This window comes from Pseudactinotalea sp. Z1748, assembly GCF_049725185.1.
Classification (GTDB): Bacteria; Actinomycetota; Actinomycetes; order Actinomycetales; family Beutenbergiaceae; genus CALKWS01.
In genome coordinates this window covers 87,173-106,588 of the sequence record NZ_JBMPQB010000011.1, presented here as the reverse complement: position 1 = coordinate 106,588, position 19,416 = coordinate 87,173, and the positions used below count along the sequence as shown (strand labels likewise).

Annotated in this window: 14 protein-coding genes; 2 read left to right on the top strand and 12 right to left on the bottom strand. The window is 67.3% G+C overall.

The annotated features are described in order from the left end of the window. The 9 genes from tdh to ACO0LU_RS18025 all read right to left on the bottom strand — a co-directional run. Positions 1-1,060 (bottom strand): L-threonine 3-dehydrogenase (gene tdh / locus ACO0LU_RS18065; protein WP_424789386.1); only part of this gene is annotated, 1,060 nt, incomplete at its 3' end. A gap of 38 nt (positions 1,061-1,098) precedes the next feature. Continuing rightward, the gene (locus tag ACO0LU_RS18060; RefSeq protein ID WP_424792737.1) at positions 1,099-2,265 is read right to left on the bottom strand and encodes a Gfo/Idh/MocA family protein; all 1,167 of its coding nucleotides are present in this window, start codon (positions 2,263-2,265) and stop codon (positions 1,099-1,101) included. Further along, on the bottom strand, positions 2,262-5,378 hold the full coding sequence (locus ACO0LU_RS18055) for a glycoside hydrolase family 2 TIM barrel-domain containing protein (protein WP_424792736.1): 3,117 nt from the start codon (positions 5,376-5,378) through the stop codon (positions 2,262-2,264). The genes ACO0LU_RS18060 and ACO0LU_RS18055 overlap by 4 nt, the downstream gene beginning before the upstream one ends. A gap of 93 nt (positions 5,379-5,471) precedes the next feature. Then, complete coding sequence (locus ACO0LU_RS18050) at positions 5,472-7,166, bottom strand: ABC transporter substrate-binding protein (protein ID WP_424792735.1); 1,695 nt, start codon at positions 7,164-7,166, stop codon at positions 5,472-5,474. An 83-nt stretch (positions 7,167-7,249) separates the two neighbouring features. Further along, complete coding sequence (locus ACO0LU_RS18045) at positions 7,250-8,113, bottom strand: ABC transporter ATP-binding protein (protein WP_424792734.1); 864 nt, start codon at positions 8,111-8,113, stop codon at positions 7,250-7,252. Beyond that, positions 8,110-9,144 carry an ABC transporter ATP-binding protein gene (locus ACO0LU_RS18040; RefSeq protein WP_424792733.1) on the bottom strand — a complete coding sequence of 345 codons (1,035 nt, stop codon included), beginning with the start codon at positions 9,142-9,144 and terminating at the stop codon, positions 8,110-8,112. The genes ACO0LU_RS18045 and ACO0LU_RS18040 overlap by 4 nt, the downstream gene beginning before the upstream one ends. Further along, positions 9,141-10,037: an ABC transporter permease gene (locus ACO0LU_RS18035; protein WP_424792732.1), complete on the bottom strand. Its 897-nt coding sequence runs from the start codon at positions 10,035-10,037 to the stop codon at positions 9,141-9,143. Before ACO0LU_RS18035 ends, ACO0LU_RS18040 begins: the two co-directional genes overlap by 4 nt. Further along, positions 10,034-11,119 carry an ABC transporter permease gene (locus tag ACO0LU_RS18030; protein ID WP_424792731.1) on the bottom strand — a complete coding sequence of 362 codons (1,086 nt, stop codon included), beginning with the start codon at positions 11,117-11,119 and terminating at the stop codon, positions 10,034-10,036. Before ACO0LU_RS18030 ends, ACO0LU_RS18035 begins: the two co-directional genes overlap by 4 nt. 471 nt (positions 11,120-11,590) lie before the next feature. Then, a complete protein-coding gene (locus ACO0LU_RS18025; protein WP_424792730.1) occupies positions 11,591-12,400 on the bottom strand; it encodes a DeoR/GlpR family DNA-binding transcription regulator in 810 nt (269 codons plus the stop codon). A gap of 101 nt (positions 12,401-12,501) precedes the next feature. Here ACO0LU_RS18025 and ACO0LU_RS18020 point away from each other — a divergent pair, with 101 nt between their 5' ends. Beyond that, positions 12,502-14,394, top strand: coding sequence for an NHL domain-containing thioredoxin family protein (locus ACO0LU_RS18020; RefSeq protein WP_424792729.1), 1,893 nt, complete (start codon positions 12,502-12,504; stop codon positions 14,392-14,394). A 61-nt stretch (positions 14,395-14,455) separates the two neighbouring features. Here the strand turns inward: ACO0LU_RS18020 and ACO0LU_RS18015 are convergent, their stop codons facing one another. Next, on the bottom strand, positions 14,456-15,490 hold the full coding sequence (locus ACO0LU_RS18015) for an NAD(P)-dependent alcohol dehydrogenase (RefSeq protein WP_424792728.1): 1,035 nt from the start codon (positions 15,488-15,490) through the stop codon (positions 14,456-14,458). Positions 15,491-15,607: 117 nt separating this feature from the next. Further along, complete coding sequence (locus ACO0LU_RS18010) at positions 15,608-16,051, bottom strand: nitroreductase family deazaflavin-dependent oxidoreductase (protein WP_424792727.1); 444 nt, start codon at positions 16,049-16,051, stop codon at positions 15,608-15,610. A gap of 271 nt (positions 16,052-16,322) precedes the next feature. On the opposite strand from ACO0LU_RS18010, the gene ACO0LU_RS18005 reads away from it, so the two are divergent. Then, positions 16,323-18,290: a stealth conserved region 3 domain-containing protein gene (locus tag ACO0LU_RS18005; protein WP_424792726.1), complete on the top strand. Its 1,968-nt coding sequence runs from the start codon at positions 16,323-16,325 to the stop codon at positions 18,288-18,290. A gap of 63 nt (positions 18,291-18,353) precedes the next feature. Here the strand turns inward: ACO0LU_RS18005 and ACO0LU_RS18000 are convergent, their stop codons facing one another. Beyond that, positions 18,354-19,391 (bottom strand): NADP-dependent oxidoreductase, encoded by a 1,038-nt coding sequence (locus ACO0LU_RS18000; RefSeq protein WP_424792725.1) that lies wholly within the window; start codon positions 19,389-19,391, stop codon positions 18,354-18,356. Positions 19,392-19,416 lie beyond the last annotated feature (25 nt).

Below are 19,416 nucleotides of genomic sequence, written 5' to 3'. Positions count from 1 at the left end.
AGGAGAGGGTGGACCAGTCCAGGACGACTTTGCCGCTGGTGCCGTTGGCGGCGATCTCGAAGCCGCGCTCCCACTGGGTGGCGGGTAGGACGTCGGTGATCACCGAGGAGATGGTGTGGTGCAGCCAGGTGGACGAACTCAGCATCGCGGCCATCGCGTTCCAGGTCTCGAACATCTCCCGCCCGTAGATCCCCTGCAACGTGAGCATGTGCGTCACCACCACCGACCAGTCGATATCGATGGAGGCAGTAGGCAGCCCCAGCAGCGCGATACGACCCCCGTGGTTCATATCCCGGATCATCTCCGGCAGCGCATCGGGGTGCCCGGACATCTCCAGGCCCACATCGAACCCCTCCTTCAACCCCAACTCCCCGAAAGCCCACTCGATGCTGGTCTTGGACACATCCACACTCAGGTCCACCCCCATCCGCTCGGCCAGAGCCAACCGGGGCGCGGACACATCGGTGATCGCGATGTACCGGGCACCCACATGACGCACCACCGCCGCGGCCATCAACCCGATCGGCCCGGCGCCGGTGATCAGCACATCCTCACCCACCACCGAGAACTTCAACGCGGTATGCACCGCATTACCGAACGGGTCAAAGATCGCACCCAGTTCGGCAGTGATGGGCTGCTGCCCCTCCCGGAAGGTGTGCACCCACACATTCTCCGCCGGAATCACCACGAACTCAGCGAAAGCCCCGTCGCGCTGCACCCCCACCGAGATGGTGCGGATACACAACTGGCGTTGCCCGGCGCGACAGTTGCGGCAGGTCCCGCACACGATATGACCCTCACCAGAGACCCTGTCCCCGACCTTGACGTCCTGCACCAGATCCCCCACGGCCACCACCTCGCCATAGAACTCATGCCCGGGAATATAGGGAGCAGTCACCATCGAGGCCGCCCAGGAGTCCCAATTACGGATATGCAGATCCGTCCCGCAAATCCCCGTAGTCAACACCCGGATCTTCACCTCCGCCCGACCAGGCTCAGGCTCAGGACGTTCGACAAGTTCCAGACCAGCACGCGGGCCGGGCTTATAAAGGGCACGCAACGGATGCCTCCAGATCGGCGTTCAGTATCAGGCTTTGGTCAGGTGGGCTGGCCGGCGTTGAAATACTCCTCCACCTCACGAGGCAAACGAGGCACGTCCAGGGCCGAACCGTCCGAGCGCAGCGACTGGGTGGCTAACACACCGGTCACTACCGACTGCCAGGCGGCCACCGGTGAGGTTTCGGTATCTCCACCTTCGCGCGCGAAGCGTAGGAACTCCCCGATCAGGACGGGATCGGCGCCCCCGTGGCCACCGGCGCCGGCCTCGATCGGGATGGTCGCATCGGGCGCCGCCCATCCGGGGTGGCGTCGGTCCCAGATCTCGATTCGCCCGCCGGCGCCGTCGCCCTGGTTCTCCAGGCGTCCCTGTGTGCCGATCACGGTGTAGTTACGCCAGTAGTCCGGTGTGTAGTGGCACTGTTGGTAGGAGGCGAGGACCCCGCCGTCCAAGTCCATGTGCACCATGGAAAGATCTTCAACATCCACCACGGGGTTCAGGCCGGTCTGGCTCAGCGGCGGCCAGTTGTCCACGGAGGACCAGTCACCCATCCGCTCACCGGTGCGGTCGCGCCGGTCGGTGATCCGGCCGTAGACCTGCAGCGCGCCCATGGCCGAGACCCTTCGGGTGTAGCCGCCGGCGAGCCAGTGGATCACGTCAATGTCATGCGCGGCCTTCTGCAGCAGAAGGGACGTGGTGTTGCGCCGGTCTGCGTGCCAGTCCTTGAAGTAGAAGTCACCGCCGTGACCCACGAAGTGGCGGCACCAGATCGCGGTGACCTCCCCGATACGACCGCTTCGGATCAACTCGCGCATCTGCGTCACCACCGGCATGTGGCGCATGTTGTGGCCCACGTACAACCGGGTCCGGTTGTCATAGGCGATCTGCAGCAACTCGGTGGCGTCGGAAACCGTGACCGCCAGGGGCTTCTCACAGAACGTGGCGATCCCGGCTGCCAGGGTCAGGCGGACGATCGCGTGATGCGTGTGGTCCGGGGTCAGCACCAGGACTGCGTCGATTCCCGAGTCCAACAACTCGGTCAGATCAGCGGTGATGGTGGCCTCCGGGAATGCCTCGGCGGCATCGGCGCGTCCCCGCTCGCTGGTGTCACACACGATGGTGACGGTGGAGCCATCCTCGGGTCGGTGGGCGTGCTTGGCCAAACCGCCGCGCAAGCCGTAGCCGACGATGCCGATCTTCTGTGTCACGGGTTCTCCTTGTTCTCCGATAGCGGGCGCAGGGCAACTGCGAAGGTGTAGGAACCGGGCCAGAGCTGGTACCGCGGCAGGGCGCCCGGGCCGCAGGCTCCGCTGCCGATTCCGTACTGGCCGGCGTCCAGGTAGAGGTGGACATGATCGCTCACCGGCAACTCGTGGGGATGGTCCGCGGCGGCGAGCTCTTGGGCGGTGTGCCGGGTGGCCGTGAAGCCGGGCCGGTCGGTATGAACCTGCGCTCCGGCGCCACCGTGGCCGCCATGAACTGATCGCACCAGCAGGCCAGCGCCCTGTGGCGTGGTGAGCCTGACCCAGCGCAGCCCGGGCCGATGACCGGTCTCCTGCGGTTTGGCGTACTCGACCGCCAGGTCGTCGATCGCCCGGCGGTAGTGGCCGACCAGAGCGGCGGTGTCGGTGTCCGGGTAAGCTTCCTCAGGCCCCTGACCGAACCAGGTGGCGTTCTCCAGGTCGCCGGGAAGCCGTAGCCGAACGCCCACGCGTGGCCACGAAGTCGTCCATCGTCCCACCGGAGCGATGTGCACACGCATGAACAGTTCGTCGTCGGCCATGAGGTAGGTGAGCGTGGTGTCTACGCCGTGCACGCCGGCGGCGGGCGCGTAGCGCGCCCGGACGGTGAACCGGTCCGCGTCCTGGTGCACACCCAGGACGCGGCGATGCAATCGGTCCAGCCCGGCCGCGGCCCAGCGCTGGGCCAGCGGGGGACCGAATGTTTCGGGTCGTTGCTCACCCGGCCGGAGGTCCTCGTAGAAGCCGGAACCGGCGCCGAGGTCGTTGTCGGTGGGAGCGCGCCACAACTCGGTGGTGGGTCCAGAGACGGTGAGTCCGCCGAGGCTGAGCAGATCCCCGGTGGCGGCATCGAAGCACGCCGGGCCCAGGGTGGTCACCGCGTCGCCCGGCGACGGCGTCGCTGTGCCGGCCCTGGGCAAGCGCTCGGGACGGTAGGGGTAGCCACCGGTGAGGGGCGAGCAGCTCAAATCGCTCTGCCGTGACGCCAGCACGTGACCGGCCGGCGCCCACCCGGTTGCCTCGGCCAGCTCCACGGTGAGGCGCAGGAAGATCTCTGTCGAGGCTCCTGCCTGCTCACCTGCTGCGGCTAGGGACTCGGTGAGCGGGTCTGGAAGCGGGAGGTCGGCTTCGCTACCAGCGGCCACCGGCGCGACGTCGAGGTTGCCGTGGGCGGTGATGGTGCCATCGACTTCCACGTGCCACCGCACGATCAGGTCGGCGGTGTCAGCGGTGTGGCGCTCGTTGGTGATGCGAACGACTGCCCGCCCGGCGATCTCGGTTAGCACCGCACGGACCGGGGCGACGACGGCGGCGAACTCGCCGAGGCCGGGGGAAGGGGTCCCGTCGGAGAGGACGAGTCCGTCGGTGACGAAGTTTCCGTCGTGGATCTCCTCGCCGAAGTCACCGCCGTAAGCGTAGAAGGACGTCCCGTCCTCGGTGGTGGTGAGCAGCCCGTGATCGCGCCACTCCCACACGAACCCGCCGTGCATGCGCGGGTACCGGACGAACCGCTCCTGGTAATCGGACAGCCCGCCGGGCCCGTTCCCCATCGCATGGGCGTACTCGCACATGAGGAAGGGTTTGCCGCGATGTCGCTCGGCCTCGCCAGGGCTGACGTAGGTCAACTCACCGGAGGAGCCGCCGATGGCGTCCAGGCCCGTGAGCGAGGTGTACATCCGTGAGTAGACATCGGTATAGCGGCCCCAGTAGTCACCTTCGTAATGCACCGGCCGCTCCGGGTCGCGCTGATGCACCCAGTCGGCCATCGCCTGCAGGTTCTGTCCGGTCCCGGACTCATTGCCCAGCGACCACATGATGATCGAGGGGTGGTTCTTGTCCCGCTCCACGGTGCGCCTGATCCGGTCCATATGGGCCTGGTGCCAGCGCGGATCATCGGCCGGGGCGTTCGGCGGGGTGCTCGCCCAGCCACCCCCGTGGATGTAGAAGCCGTGGGTCTCCAGGTCGCATTCATCCATCACCCAGAAGCCCATCTCATCGGCCAGGTCGAGCACACCGGGGTGTGGTGGGTAGTGACTTGTGCGGATGGCGTTGATGTTGTGCCGCTTCATCAGCGCCAGGTCCGCGCGGGCGTGGGCCGCGTCGAAAACCCGCCCCCGGGTGGCCTCGATCTCGTGCCGGTTCACCCCGCGCAGCATGACCTTGTGCCCATTGACCTGGATTTGATCCCCGACGATGGCCACGGTACGGAAGCCGGCGTGCAGGCGCACCCGTTCCCCCGATGAGGTCAGCAGCAGTTCGTAACGGTGCGGGGTCTCAGCGGTCCAAGGCTGTACCGGCCCCGCCTCCAGTGCGCCCACGTCCGCCGGCGTGTTCCAGGTGTGGTCGATGTCCAGGTCCGGGATCTGCAATCGCACGGGGAAGGCGTCGGTATCGGCCTTGATCTCCGGGTCCAGCCGGCCCTCGCCGGTGGTGTGGTCGTAGCCAGTGCGCACCCAGGCGTCCTCGATACCACCGGCCGGGCGTGCCAGCAGCGTCACGTCGCGAAAGATCCCGGGCAACCACCACTGGTCCTGGTCCTCGAGGTAGGTGCCGTCCGACCACTGATGCACCCGAACCGCCAGGGTGTTCTCCCCAGCGCGCAGGGCGTCGGTGATGTCGAACTCGTGCACCAGCCGGCTGCCCTTGCCCACTCCGATCTCGGTGCCGTTCACCCAGACCTTGTAGGCCGACTCTACGCCGTCGAAGCGTAGGTAGTACCCCTCCGCATCCGTCCAGGCGGGCTCGTCCGGCAGGGCGAAGGTGCGCCGGTGGTCACCGGTGGGGTTGGCATCGGGGATGTGCGGGGGATCCACCGGGAAGGGATAGGTCTGGTTGGTGTAGATGGGACGGCCATAACGCCCCTGCCCCGCCAGAACCCAGTGGCAGGGCAGGACCAGGTCCTCCCAGGGTGCCTCATCGTCGTCCTCCCATGCCGTGACCGCCGGGTCGGCGGCCCGGTGTAGGCGGAAGTCCCAAGTGCCGGTCAGGTCCAGAGTCGGCGCGTCAGTCTCGAGGCGGGATCTGGGGCTCAGCGCACCGTGGCCCGGGCTGTAGTCAGTCAGGTAGGCAGGGGTGGGCACGGTCTTCTCCTGGAGTTCGGGTCGACGGACTGGGTCGAGAAACGTCCCGGGCCCAACTGGTGGGCAACCGGTTGGGCCCGGGACTGGAGGGCCTCAGCCCTCTCGTGGGTGCAGGTTCAGCACCGTGAGGATGGGGTCGGCCAGCAGCGTGTTGTTGGGGACGTAGTCGGTTTCGCCCGGTGTGGGCCAGCCGTCCCACTTGCCGGTGTAAAGGGTGGCCTTCCATCCGGCCGTGGCAACGTGGATGGCCGGGGCTTCCTCGGTCAGGATCATCTGACCCGCACGTGCGAGTTCCTGCAGTCGCTGCTCCTCCTCACCGGGTGGGATGGCTGCGATCTCCCGGGTGACCTCGTCCATGTCCTCGTTCTGCCAGAACGCGTCGTTACCGGATTGGTTGTCGCCCGGTTCTCCCACCAGGGAGGAGTCGAAGTAGCGGAAGTAGTTGTACATCGTGGTGTTCCCCGGCATGGAGACGCCACTGACGATGCCGAACCGGCCCTCGTCGATCACTTCGCTGTACTGGTTCTCGCCGAGCTGGTTGACGTCGACATCGAGACCGAGCGCGTCGCCCCACTGGTCGGCCATGATCTGCGCGGTCAGGACCCACTCGGTGTAGGGCTGGTAGACGTCGATGACGACCGAGTAGGCCTCACCATCGGAGTCGAGGAGTTGGCCGTTCTCGACGGACCACCCGGCGTTCTCGAGTTCTGCCAGGGCGGCCTCAGCGTCCTGGTTCTGCTCCCAGTCGGAGGGGTCCTCGGGTAGGAAGTCCTCCATCACCACAGGGTCGAACCCTGCCTTGGTGGGAACGTCGTATCCCACCCGGACCAGGTCGGCCGCGGTCTGCAGATCCAGGGAGTCGCGCAGCGCCCGGCGCACCGCCGGGTCGTCGTAGGGGGCCTCGAGCGTGTTGAAGAAGTACCCGTCGGAGCCTCCCACCGGGTAGAAGTTGTACACGTTCGTCTCGGGATCGACGGCGACGAATTCTTCCTCTGCGTTCTCCCAGCCCATGGTGGTGTAGTCGAGTTCGCCCTTGAGCAAGGCGTCCCGGCCCGCTTCCGGGCTCATGGCGCGGAAGCGCACGGTCTGCACGCCGTTGGAGTCCGGGCCCCAGTAGTCGTCACGCAACGAGAGTTGCACCTGCTGGGGCGAGAAACTGTCCAGCTCGAACGGGCCGGTTCCGACTGGTTCCGGGTTGGTCCAGGAGGCCACGTCCTCCTCCTGCCAGATGTGCTCAGGGATGATCGGCCGGCTCCCGAAGGCCACCAGGTCGGTGAAGTTGGTGTCGCCGTAGTCGACGGTGATCGTGTGCTCGTCCACCACCTCGTAGTCATCGAAGGGATAGACGACGGCGGTTTCATCGGACAGGGCCAGATCCCAGCTGTAGGCGACATCCGCCGAGGTGAGGGGCTCCCCGTCTGACCATGTGACGTCCTGGCGCAGGTGGAACGTCAGTTCGCTGCCCTCGTCGTTGAACTCCCAGTCCTCAGCCAGGTAGGGCAGCACTTCACCACCGCTGACGCGGTCCACCCGCACCAGCGGCTCATAGAAGAAAGAAGTGCCGGGAGTAACGGCGGAAGCGGTGGGGGACCAGGTGTTGAAGTTCTGGTTCCACGTAGTTCCGCCCCAGCCCATGATCTCCAGAATGCCGTCATTGGCGGCTTCGCCTTCGTTGGCGCCGACGCCCGCTCCGCCATCGCTATCACCACGGTCGGTGCTACAACCGGCCAGGGCCACGAGCGCGGCTGCGCCCGCCACGGCGATTGATCGCCTGAGTGTCTTCTTCATTCTGATTCCTTCTCTTGGGGTTTCCGGGCGTTGTCGCCGGACCCGATCCTGGGATCGGGCCTGGTGCGGGCGGTGGTTCGTGGTCAGGTACGCCGCTTCTTCTTCCGTCTGCTCGGGTCGGGTGCGGCACCGATCAGGGTTCGGGTGTACTCATGTCGTGGTTCGGAGATCACCTGTTCGGTGGCGCCCACCTCGACCAGCCGGCCTTTGTACATCACCGCCATCCGATCGGCGAGGTACCGGGCCGAGGCGATGTCGTGGGTGATGTACAGGATCGAGACGCCCTGCTTGTCGCGTAGTTCGCTGAGCAGGTTGAGTACGCCGAGCCGGATGGAAACATCAAGCATGGACGTCGGCTCATCGGCAAGGATGACCTTGGGCTCGACGGCCAGGGCACGGGCGATCGCGATGCGTTGCATCTGCCCACCTGACAGGGCGGTGGGATAGCGGTCGATGTACTCCTTCGCCGGAGACAGGTGCACCCGCTCCAGGACTTCCAGTGTCCTCTCGCGCACCTCGGCGCGGGTGCCGGCCAGGCCATGCAGTTTCAGTGCCCGGCCGATGATGTGGCTGACCGGCTTCAGGCCGTTGAGAGAGCCGAAGGGGTCCTGGAAGATCATCTGGACGTCCTTGTAGTACTGCAGGGGTTTGACCTTCCCCCTCCCTCGGGTCACCACCGGCTGCCCGTCGAGCCGGATTTCACCGGAGTCGACCTGCTGCAGCAGGTTCATCGCCCGGGCCAGGGTGGACTTGCCCGATCCGGACTCTCCGACCAGGGAGACGATTTCCCCGCGGTTGAGTTGCAGGTTGACGTCGTCGCACGCCACAACTTCGTTGCGGGCAGCACCGATCCCGGTGCGGAACACCACGCGCACGTCCCGCGATTCCATCATCGGGGTGGCGCCTGCGTCCGCCTCGTGGGGCCTCGCGTTCTGCACCGTGGTCATCGGGTGATCCTCCGGGCCACGTCAGAGCCCACCCGGACGTGGCACGCCACGCGCCGACCTGGAGTATCTGGGTCCAGTCCCGGCCGGTCGGTCTCACAGCGGTCGATCTTCAGGGGACAGCGAGGATGGAAGGAGCACCCGCTGGGCAAGTCAAGCAGGTTCGGAGGTGAGCCGGGGATTCCATGCAACTCGCGCAGTGGCTCGGTGAGGGAGGGGAAGGCATTGCGCAGACCCTCGGTGTAGGGGTGCCGTGGCGCATCCGCGATATCCTCCCCATCTGCGATCTCCACGATCCGGCCGGCATACATGATCGCAATGCGGTCAGCCATCTCAAGGAGCAGGGAGAGGTCATGGGTGACGAAGATGATCGCGAAGCCGTGGTCAGCCTGTAACTCCAGGATCTGCTCCAGGATCTCGCGCTGCATGACGACGTCGACCGCGGTAGTGGGCTCATCCATCACGATGAGTTCCGGGTCACAGGCCATGGCGAGGGCGATGAGCGAGCGCTGGCGCATCCCACCGGACATCTCGTGCGGGAACTTGCGCAATACGTCTCGGGAAATGCCGACCATCTCCAACAGGTCGCCGGCCCGCTGTTCCTGCGCCTTGACGCTCATCTCCGGATAGTGCATCCGAAGGACGTCATAGAACTGCTTACCGAGCCGGGTGACCGGGTTGAGCGCGGCCATGGCGCTCTGCATCACGATGGAGAGATCCACCCACCGCAACGGGCGGATCTTCGACTCGGGCGCCGAAGCGAGATCAATCGTGGTGCCGTCGGCGCGGTGGTACAGGACGGTACCGTCGGCAATGACCGCCGGTGGCCGCTGCAGCCTCATGATCGCCGTCAGCAGGGTCGTCTTGCCGGATGCGGACTCACCGGCCACACCCAGGATCTCGCCACGGTTGAGGGTGAAACTGATCTCGTTGCACGCTCGCGCCGGCCGGCGCCCGCCGAGGTAGTCGACAGTCAGGTTGTCGACGGTCAGCAGGGGCGTATCGGTGAGGGCTTCGCGAGCCGTGTCGGTCATCGTGTTGCCTTCTTCCGTTTGTCGGCCTCGAACTTGCGCGTGAGCGCGGCCAGGCGTGCGTTCAAGCGGGGATTGGTGACTTCGTCGAGCCCGAAGTTGACCATCGCGGTGGCGAAGCCGATCAGCGCGATCATGAGGCCAGGCGGAAGGAACCACCACCACATACCGCGCAGGATCGCGCCTTGGGTCTGGGCGTGGCTGATGATCATGCCCCACGACACCCCGTCGACATTGCCGATCCCGAGGAACGCCAGCGAGGCCTCGGCGAAGATGCCTGCCACCATGGCGCTGAGGAACATCGCGGAGACGACCCCCATCAGGTGCGGCAGGATCTCGACGATGACGATCCGCCAGCGCTTCTCGCCGATGGCCCGCAAAGCGGCGGTGAAGTCCCGGTTTCGCAATGACAGGGTCTGCGCGCGGATCACACGGGCGCCGCCGGGCCAGCTGAGCAGCCCGATGACGATGGCGATCAGGATCATTCCGGTCTCGCGGATGTAACCGGCGATGATGAACATGACGGCCAGTCCGGGCATGGTCATCAGCACGTTGATCAGAGCGACGGTGAAACGGTCCAGGGCGCCGCCCACGTAACCGGACCACGTGCCTACCACGACGGCGATGACCACGGAGATGGTGCCGGCCAGGAGCCCCACGAACACCGAACCCCGAGCGCCGTAGAGCATCTGGGCGAAGACGTCGTGACCACCGAGCGTGGTACCGAACCAGTGGTTCAGGCTCGGTGGGGCGCCGATGGCGTCGTAGTTGATCCTCCGAGGGCTCAGATCCAGCCAGCCGGAGATCATCGGCCCGAAGACCGCGATCAGGATGGAGAAGGCGATGATGATCAGGCCGCTGCGGACCTTCCAGCTGCGCAGGACTTCGAGCCTCATGACGTCTCCCTCGTGCGTGGGTCCAGAAGGACGTAGATCGAGTCCACGATGAAGTTGGCCACCAGCGCGGTGAAGACCAGCATGAGGAAGATCATCTGCATCACCGGGAAGTCCTGGGTGTTCACCGCCTGGAGCAGCAGCTGACCCATCCCGGGGTAGGTAAACACGATCTCGGTGAGCACGGTGCCCCCGATAATTCCGCCGATCGCCATGGCCAGGCTGGTGATGTTGGGCAGCAGGGCGTTGCGCGCGGCGTAGCCGAACAGCACTCGTCTCCCGCTCAGCCCCTTGGCCTTGGCCAGCACGACGTAGTCCTCGGAGATGGTGGAGACGGTCATGTTCCGCATGCCGAAGAGCCAACTCGCAAACCCGACCAGGACCAGGGTCAGCGCGGGGAGGGCTCCGTAGTGCAGCACGCTGAGCAGGAACCAGACGTTGTTGATTTCGAACGGCACGTTCGGGTCATAACCCCCCGCACGCGGGAACCACCCAAGGTTGAACGCAAACAACCAGAGCGCCAACATCGCTACCCAGAAGGCGGGGAAGGCGCTGAAGAACTGTGAACCCGGAGTGAGGATGGTGTCCAGCCGGGATCCGGGCTTGAACCCTACCCAGCAGCCCAGGGCGGTGCCGATCAGCCAGGCCAGCAGCGTGGTGATCCCCACGAGGCCCACGGTCCACGGCAGGGCGTTCCCGACTACCTCGGTCACCGGTGTGGGGTAGTTCAAAATCGAAATCCCCAGGTCACCCTGCAGCAGACCGCTCATATAGTTGAAGAACTGGCTGAAGATGTTTTCATCCGGGCGGCCGTACAGCATGTACAGCGCCTGCAACGTTTCCTCGGTCAGTGGCGCTCCGGTTTGCCGCTGAATCTGCCGTGCCAGGTTGATGACCGGGTCGCCGGGCATCAGGCGCGGGATCATGAAGTTGAGCACAACGGCAACGAAGGCCGTGACCGAGTAGAAGCCGAGGCGCCGGAGGAGGAATCTGCCCCCGCCCCCGCGCTTGTACCTGGATCGGGTGCGGGCCTGGCGTTCGGCCTCAACCTCCCGGGTGCTGCCGGGCGCTTCCTCGAGCGTCACCTGACCGGCCTTCCGCTCCGGAAGGACAACGCGTGACCTGAGCACGGTTCGGGCTGACGTGAGGTGGTCAGAGAACCGATCCTGGTTTGCATCTTTGCCTCCTCATACGTGACAGGCCCGAACTGCCATTCACACAAGTGATCGATCATGACTGCTTTGATCAAGTATGCATCATAACTGCGCATGCCTTGCACGTGGTCGATCACCCCACCCCGGGTACGCGCGCGTACGCAAACGATCGCTCGGGAGGCGTGCGCGAGAGAGAAGGGAGGCGAGAGAGAGGAGGGTGACCGAGGTCTCCGCTTGGAGACCGAAGGTCATCAGAGCCGCGGCAGGCTTGCCCTTTGAGGGTCGAACACGGCCTTCCGCTCACGCGATCGCTGGTACGCCGGTGCGAGGTGGTGAAGGCCGCTTCCCGATCCGTATCCGCCGATCCGGACGCTGCGCTCTCACGACTGTCCGCGCCAGCAGTCAGGAAGTAGCGTGGGAGCCCTTCGGCGGGCTGACCAGGACTTCGACACCCGCTCGGGCGAGGGCATCACCAAGTTCGGGTTCTGGTTGTGCGTCCGTAACGAGGGTCGTGACCTCGCCGAGCGTGCATATCCGAGCAAAGGTCGAGTGACCGAGTTTCGAACGGTCGGCCACGACCATGACCTTGCGTGCGGCCTTGACCAGTTCGCGATTCACAGTTGCTTCACCGTCGTCAACAGTCGTCACGCCGTAGCGGGCATCAAGGCCGTCCGCGCCGACAATCGCCCAGTCCAGTACGAGACCAGCAATAGCGTCGCCGACCATGGGTCCAACCAGTTCGAAGGTCAGTGGCCGAGCAACGCCACCGGTGACGACGAGTTTGATATGCCGTCGGATAGCCAGTTCGTAAGCGATGTTGAGGGCGTTCGTGACGACTGTGAGCGAGGGGTCGCGATCGCTGCACAGCCGAGGGTCGGCGCCAAGTACCCGTGCGACTTCTGTGGTGGTGGTCCCTCCGGTCAGACCCACGGTTTCACCGGGTGAGAGCAGTTCCACGGCAGTGGCGGCGATCGCAAGTTTCGATTCGGCGTTGCGCGCAATTTTGTACTGCAACGGCAACTCGTACGCATTGCCCATCGAGACGGCTCCGCCGTGGGTGCGGGTGGCCAGACGTTGCCGGGACAGGATGCCGAGGTCCCGTCGCGCGGTCGCAGCCGAGATTCCGAACTGGTCGACAATCTCATCGATCGTGAGGTGACCATCCGTGCTCAGCGCGTCCAGGATCTGGTTGAGCCGCTGTTGTTGTCGCATCATTGGCTTTCTGAATCGTCCCCGACTCCGGTAAGCCAGGGGTTCCTGCCTCGCTCACACCGTAGTGCTCCGGCCGCTCGCCGGTCAGCGACACTGGACCCATGCCCCCCACCACCGAACGCCTCCCGAAGGTTCGCGCCAGCGAACTCACTGGCCGCGGCTGGCTGAACACCGGCGGCGCCGACCTGTCCCTGCAGGGCCTGCGCGGCAAGATCGTGCTGCTGGACTTCTGGACCTTCTGCTGCATCAACTGCCTGCACGTGATCGATGAGCTGCGTGAGCTCGAGGAGGACTTCGCCGACGTCCTGGTCACCATCGGGGTGCACTCCCCCAAGTTCGTCCACGAGGCCGACCCCGACGCCCTGGCCGCCGCGATCGAGCGGTACGACGTGGCCCACCCGGTGCTCGATGACCCGGAACTGGGCACCTGGAAGGCCTACACCGCGCGCGCCTGGCCCACCCTGGTGCTGATCGACCCCGAGGGTTACATCGTGGCCCACATGGCCGGGGAGGGGCACGCCCCGAACCTGCGCGCCCTGATCGAGGGCCTGATCAGCGAGCACGCAGCCGCCGGCACCCTGCACCGCGGGGATGGCCCCTACGTGCCACCGGCGCCCAGCACCGAGCTGCTGAAGTTCCCCGCCAAGGCGATCCGCCTGCCCAGCGGCAACCTGCTCATCGCCGACGCCGGACACCACCGCCTGGTCGAAACCGGGGCCGACGGCGAAACCTTGGTTGGCGTCATCGGGTCCGGCGAGCGCGGATACACCGACGGCGACGGTACCGTCGCGCAGTTCAGCGAACCCAACGGGCTGTGCCTGCTCCCGCCCCATGTCGCGACGCAGGTGGGCTACGACGTCGTCGTCGCCGATACGGTCAACCACTTGCTGCGCGGGGTGCACCTGGACTCCGGCACCGTCACCACGATCGCCGGCACCGGGAACCAGTTCATGCTCGGCGCCCCGGACAACGTGCTGCTCGACCCTGATGACCCCACCCCCGCCACCGCCGACTACGGCCCGGCACGGCGCATCAAACTCTCCTCCCCCTGGGATGTGGCCTGGTCCGACGCTGCCGGCGCGGTGGTGATCGCGATGGCCGGGCACCACACCGTGTGGACGTTCGAACCCGGCGACGGGTACCTGACCCGCCTGGGCGGCACCATGAACGAGGGCCTGGTGGACGGGCCGCTCCGTCAGGCCTGGTTCGCCCAGCCCTCCGGGCTCGCCACCGACGCCGGCGGGAGCATCTGGCTGGCCGACGCCGAGACGTCCGCGCTGCGCCGGCTCGATGTGGGCACCGGGGAGGTGCACACCGCGATCGGGCAGGGCCTGTTCGAGTTCGGCCACCGCGACGGGCCGGCCGCGCAGTCGCTGCTCCAGCACCCCCTGGGCGTGGCCGTGCTGGCCGATGGGCGGGTGGTGATCGCCGACACCTACAACGGGGCGGTGCGCGTGTTCGACCCGGAGACCGAGCAGGTAGGCACCCTGGCCACCGGCCTGGCCGAACCGTCCGGGCTGGTACCGACCGACGACGGCGCCGCCGTGATCGTGGTGGAGTCGGCCGCGCATCGCCTCACCCGGGTCGATCCCGGGCAGCCAGCAGGGCACGCTGGCCAGCACGAGGGCGCGGCCTACCGCACGCAACGCGAGGTCACCGAGGTGGGGCCGCAGGTGCGCCTGCAGGTGCGGTTCACCGCCCCGCCGGGTCGCAAGTTGGACGATCGGTTCGGCCCCTCCACCCAGTTGGAGGTCTCGGCCAGTTCCGGAGCGCTGCTAAATGGTGCCGGTACCGGCACCTCGTTGCACCGGGACCTGACCCTGGCCGAGGGCGCCGACGGTGCGGTGTTGTCGGTGACGGCCAAGGCCGCATCCTGTGATGACGACCCCGCCGTGCCCGCACCCGCCTGCCACCTGGCCGCCCAGGACTGGGGAATCCCGGTGCGGGTGGTGCCGGACGGCCCGTCGGAACTGGTGCTGCACCTGGCCGGCTGACGGCTGCTGCCGCCAGCGGACCAGGTGCCCGTGCGCGCCCCCGACGCGCACCCCCCGGGTCTTAGGGCACGATCACCGCGCGTCCGCGCAAGGTGCCGGCCTCGAGTTTCTCGTACGCCCGGGGCGCATCGTCCAGGGAGAACGCCTCGGTCTCCACCGAGATCGCCCCAACCCGAGCCAGATCCAGGACCTCGAAGAGTTCGCTGCGGTAGCCCCAGTACGGGGCGCGCACGGAGGACTCATATGGTCGGTCCAGCAACCCCACGGGCAGCGTGCCGTTGCCCACACCGACCAGCACCTGGTCGCCCTCCATGGCGATCATCTTCGCCCCCAGGTCCATGGTGGGTTGCGCACCGACGAAATCGAACACCGCCGTCGCTCCGCGGCCCCCGGTGAGGGTACGCACCTGCTCCACGGCCTCATCATTGGACAGGAAGGCGTGGTGCGCCCCGACGTCGCGGGCCAACTGGAGTTTGTCCTCGCTGATGTCCAGGGCTACCACGGTGGCGGAGGTGATGGCGCGCAGGATCTGGATGCCCACGTGACCCAGCCCGCCGATACCGATCGCCACGGCGGTGGACCCGGGGGTGAGTTTGCCCAGGGACTCCTTGATGGCGTGATACGGCGTCAGCCCGGCATCGGTCAGGGACACGTTCTCCACCGGATCCAACTCACCCAGCGGCACCAGGTGACGGGCGTTGTTGACGATCATGTACTCGGCCATCGCACCAGGCGCGCCCAGCCCCGGCGGGGTGATCCCCAGTTCGAGGGCCCGTTGGCAGTAGTTCTCCTTGCCCTGGGCGCAGGTGTAGCAGTGCCCGCACCCCCACGGCCCGTACACGGCCATCGAAGCCCCGAGTTCCACACCGGTGACACCGTCACCGAGCTTGTCCACGATCCCGGCGCCCTCGTGACCCAGGGTCAACGGCAGGCCGTAGATGTAGGCCTCCTCGGGCAGGCTCATCACGAACGCATCGGAGTGGCATACGCCCGCGGCGGTGACCTTCAGGCGCACCTGCCCGGGCCCCGGTTCCGGCGTCGCGATCTCCACGACTTCCGGGGCGGACCCGATCGTGCGGTACTGCAGCGCCTTCATCTTGACGTCCTCTCGTCCCAGCCGGCGGCCCTCACCGGCTCCAACTCCAGGGTGGCAGGAAGGCGTGCTGCCCGCGCGGGCCATAGGTCCCGCTTCGATGCCGCGCGACCAGTGCGCCTAACGGTCCTCGAGGCGCTCCAGCACGAACACCGGGATCTCCCGGTCGGTCTTGTCCTGGTACTCCGCGTACGGGGGGAAGGTGGCCACGGCACGCTCCCACCACTGGTGCTTCTCCGCGCCGGTGAGTTCACGGGCGTGCATATCCCACGTGCGCGCCCCGTCCTGCAGTTGCACGTGCGGGTGGGCCTTGAGGTTGTAGTACCAGAGCGGGTGGGTGGGAGCCCCGCCCATCGAGGCCACCACCGCGTAGGCGCCCTCATGCTCCACCCGCATCAGGGGGATCTTGCGCACCTTGCCGGACTTGGCGCCGCGGCTGGTCAGGATGATCACCGGCACCCCGCCCAGGGTGCCGCCCTCGGCGCCGCCGGTGCGCTCATACAACTCGACGTGCTCTCGCACGCGTTGGCGGGGGCTGGGGACGTATTCTCCGTCAAGAGGCATGGGTTCTGTCTACACCACATCGCCCCTACCGCCCAGCTCGGCGCAGGCCCAGGCACACGTGGCCGAGGCCCCACCAACGTGTGATTTCGTACCAGGCGATACAATGGGCATATCCACGCGCACCGGTGGTCTGGGAATCTGGCCCCGTCGCTGCGCGATCTTCTCGGTCAACCGCGGTCCACGCGCCCCTACCGAGCACATTGCGCCCATGGTTCGAGCGCGCCGAAAGGCCGCCGCTCACCGCAGGCGCACAACGAGAAAGGTGGCTGTGATGCCAGCACGCACCAGAGCACTGGCGGGCTTCGAACCGACCGTCGTGGTCGAGGACGACGGCGGCTCCCGGGTCCGTGAGGTCAAGTACACCGTCGATGGCCTCGGCAACGAACTGCTGCTGTACACCGACACAGTCAGCCCCGATCGCCTGAGCCGGCACCGTCTCGCCGCGCTGCGCAGCCGGCTCGCCACCGCCCTGCCCAAGCCGCTGCGCACCGCGTTCGCCCGCCGGTCACAGAGACTGTCGCGGAGCCTGGCCAAGCGTCCCCGCCGACGCGACGTGGCACCCGGGCCGAACGCCGGCGACGCCGCGCCCGCCCCGAGCACCAGCACGCGGATCGCCACCAGGAACCGGGGGCCGGCGTCCCTGGCTACGGCCGACGGGCGGGAGTTCGCCCACGCCGCCCGGACGGCGGAGTACAGCCACGCCGCGGAACAGCAGGTGCGCCGTTCCCACATCCTGCAAGTGCTGCGGATCGCCGGAGTACCCACCACGGTGGTACCTGCCGGGGAGGGGGCCGTCGTCGTCGTCCGAAGCAGTGACCTGACACCGGCATGCGCCGCCCTCGCCCTGGGCCTGGACAGCACGTGGCGTGTGGTCGACCTGGAGGCGGAGCCGCTCGAGTCACGCGGCCGCCGGGTCACCTCGGCCCGACTCACCCGAGCCGCGCGCCGACACGATGGGTTCCGGTTGTACCGTGACCTGCCCGGCGCGGCGGGGGCCCTGGTGGGCGCGCAGGTGGGTGTGGACGTGCAGGTATGGACGCACGTGCAGCCCGGTGACGTCGGTCCGGCCCCGGCGGAGAGCGAGGCCGCCGTGGTGTCCCCGCGCCGGCAGCATTGGACTTCCCGGTTGAGCCCGGAGCAGTGGCAGCAGGCCGTTCAGCGTGGGTCGTTGGAGGTGGGCCAGGACCCGCACGTGTTCGAGGTGGCGCGGCCCATCGATGTGGTCTACACCTGGGTGGACGGCGCCGACCCGCAGTGGAACACCGAGCGGATGGCCGCGCTCGGGCTGCCGGTGGCCGAGCAGGCGCAGGAGGCAGCCACGCACGCGGCCCGGTTCCGTTCCCATGATGAGTTGCGCTACTCGTTGCGCTCCCTGGAGATGTTCGCCCCGTGGGTGCGCCGGGTGCACATCGTCACCGCCGGGCACGCACCGGCCTGGCTCGACACCGACCACCCGAGGATTCACGTGGTGGACCACCGGGAGGTCTTCACCGACCCCGACGTGCTGCCGGTGTTCAACTCCCACGCGATCGAGTCGCAACTGCACCACATCTCCGGCCTGGCCGAGCAGTACCTGTACCTGAACGACGACGTGTTCTTCGGCCGCCCGGTGGGCCCGGACGCGTTCTTCCACGCCAACGGGCTGGCGAAGTTCTTCATGGCCTCCGCGCTCATCGACGCCCAGGAGCACCAAGCCGATGACGTGCCGGTGATGAGCGCGGCGAAGAACAACCGGGCGTTGATCGCCGAGGTGTTCGGGCGCCGGGTGACCCACCTGTTCCAGCACACCCCGCACCCCCAACTGCGCTCCGTGCTGGAGTTGATGGAGGCCGAGCACCCGGAGATGTTCGCCCAGGTGGCCGCCTCCAAGTTCCGCCACCCCGATGACCTGTCGATCTCCTCATCGCTGCACCACTACTACGCCCACGCCCTGGGCAAGGCGGTCCCCGGGCGGTTGGCCTACCTGTATCTGGACCTGGCGCACCCGCGGGCTGCCCGCCGGTTCCGCGCGCTGTTGCGCGAGCGGCAGTTCGATGTGTTCTGCCTGAACGATTCCCCCGGCGTGGGCGAGGAAGGGAGCGGGCCGTTGCTGCGCGAGTTCCTCCAGCAGTACTACCCGCTACCCAGTTCCTTCGAGTTGCCCGCGGCGCACCCCGGCCACCACGCACACACGGCGTCGGCGGCGCGCTACGCCGCGGAGCACACCGACCAATCCGGCCGGCTCACTTCCTCGCCCTGAGGTCGGCGGGGTGCTGACGTCGGCGGGGTGCTGAAGTCGGCGACTGAGCGCTGCCCCCGGCCCCTACCCGCCGAGGTGGACGAGAAGTTTGCCGGTATTGGCACCGCGGAACAGACTCAGGAACGCCGCCGGAGCGTTCGCCAGCCCCTCCACCACGGTGTTCTCGGCGCGCAGGGAACCGTCGGCCAACCACCCCGTGGCTCGTTCGACGTATTCGCTGGTGCGGTCCGCGTGATCGCTGACGATCATCCCGCGCAGGCTCAACCGCCGCGGAAGGGTGCGGTAGAAGTTGGCCGGGCCGTGGGCGGGACCGGTGGCGTTGTACCCGCTGATCGCACCCACGATCGCGACGCGTCCGTTCCGGCGCAGGGCGCCGAGCGCCGCCTCGAGGTGCTCACCACCAACGAGGTCGATGTAGACGTCGATGCCCTCGGGTGCCAGGGCGGCGAGTTGGCCGGTCACGTCCCCGGCGGTGTAGTCGATCGCGGCGTCGAAGCCGAAGTCCGCAACCGCCCGGGCGACCTTGGCAGCCCCGCCGGCGGAGCCGATCACCCTCGAGGCACCCAGGAGGCGGGCCAGTTGGCCCGCGACGCTGCCCACCGCACCGGCCGCCGCGGAGATGAAGACCACATCGCCCTCCTCAACCGGCGCGGTGTCGGTGAGCGCAACATAGGCGGTCAGGCCGGTCATGCCGAGGACACCCAGGTAGTGCTCGGGCGGAGCGATCGAGGTGTCCACAGGGGTGACGGCAACCGCGTCCAGCACGGCGTGGGAGCGCCATCCGGCACGGTGGGACACGGTCGACCCCACCGGCACATCGACGGCGTTCGAGGCCACTACCTGCCCGATCGCGCCACCCTCCAAGGGAGCACCCAGCGCGAACGGGGCGATGTAGGACTCGGTGTCATCCATCCGGCCCCGCATGTACGGGTCCACCGACATCCAGGTGTTGCGCACCAGGACCTGCCCGGGGGCGGGCGAGGGGATCTCGACGTCGACGAGTTCGAAGTTGTCCGCAGTCGGCTCCCCGGCGGGACGCGAGCGCAGGCGCACCTCCTGTCCGAGGCGCACCTCCGGGCCGGATGTGGCGTGGGTAGGCATCGAGCGTTCTCCTTCACCTGAGCGG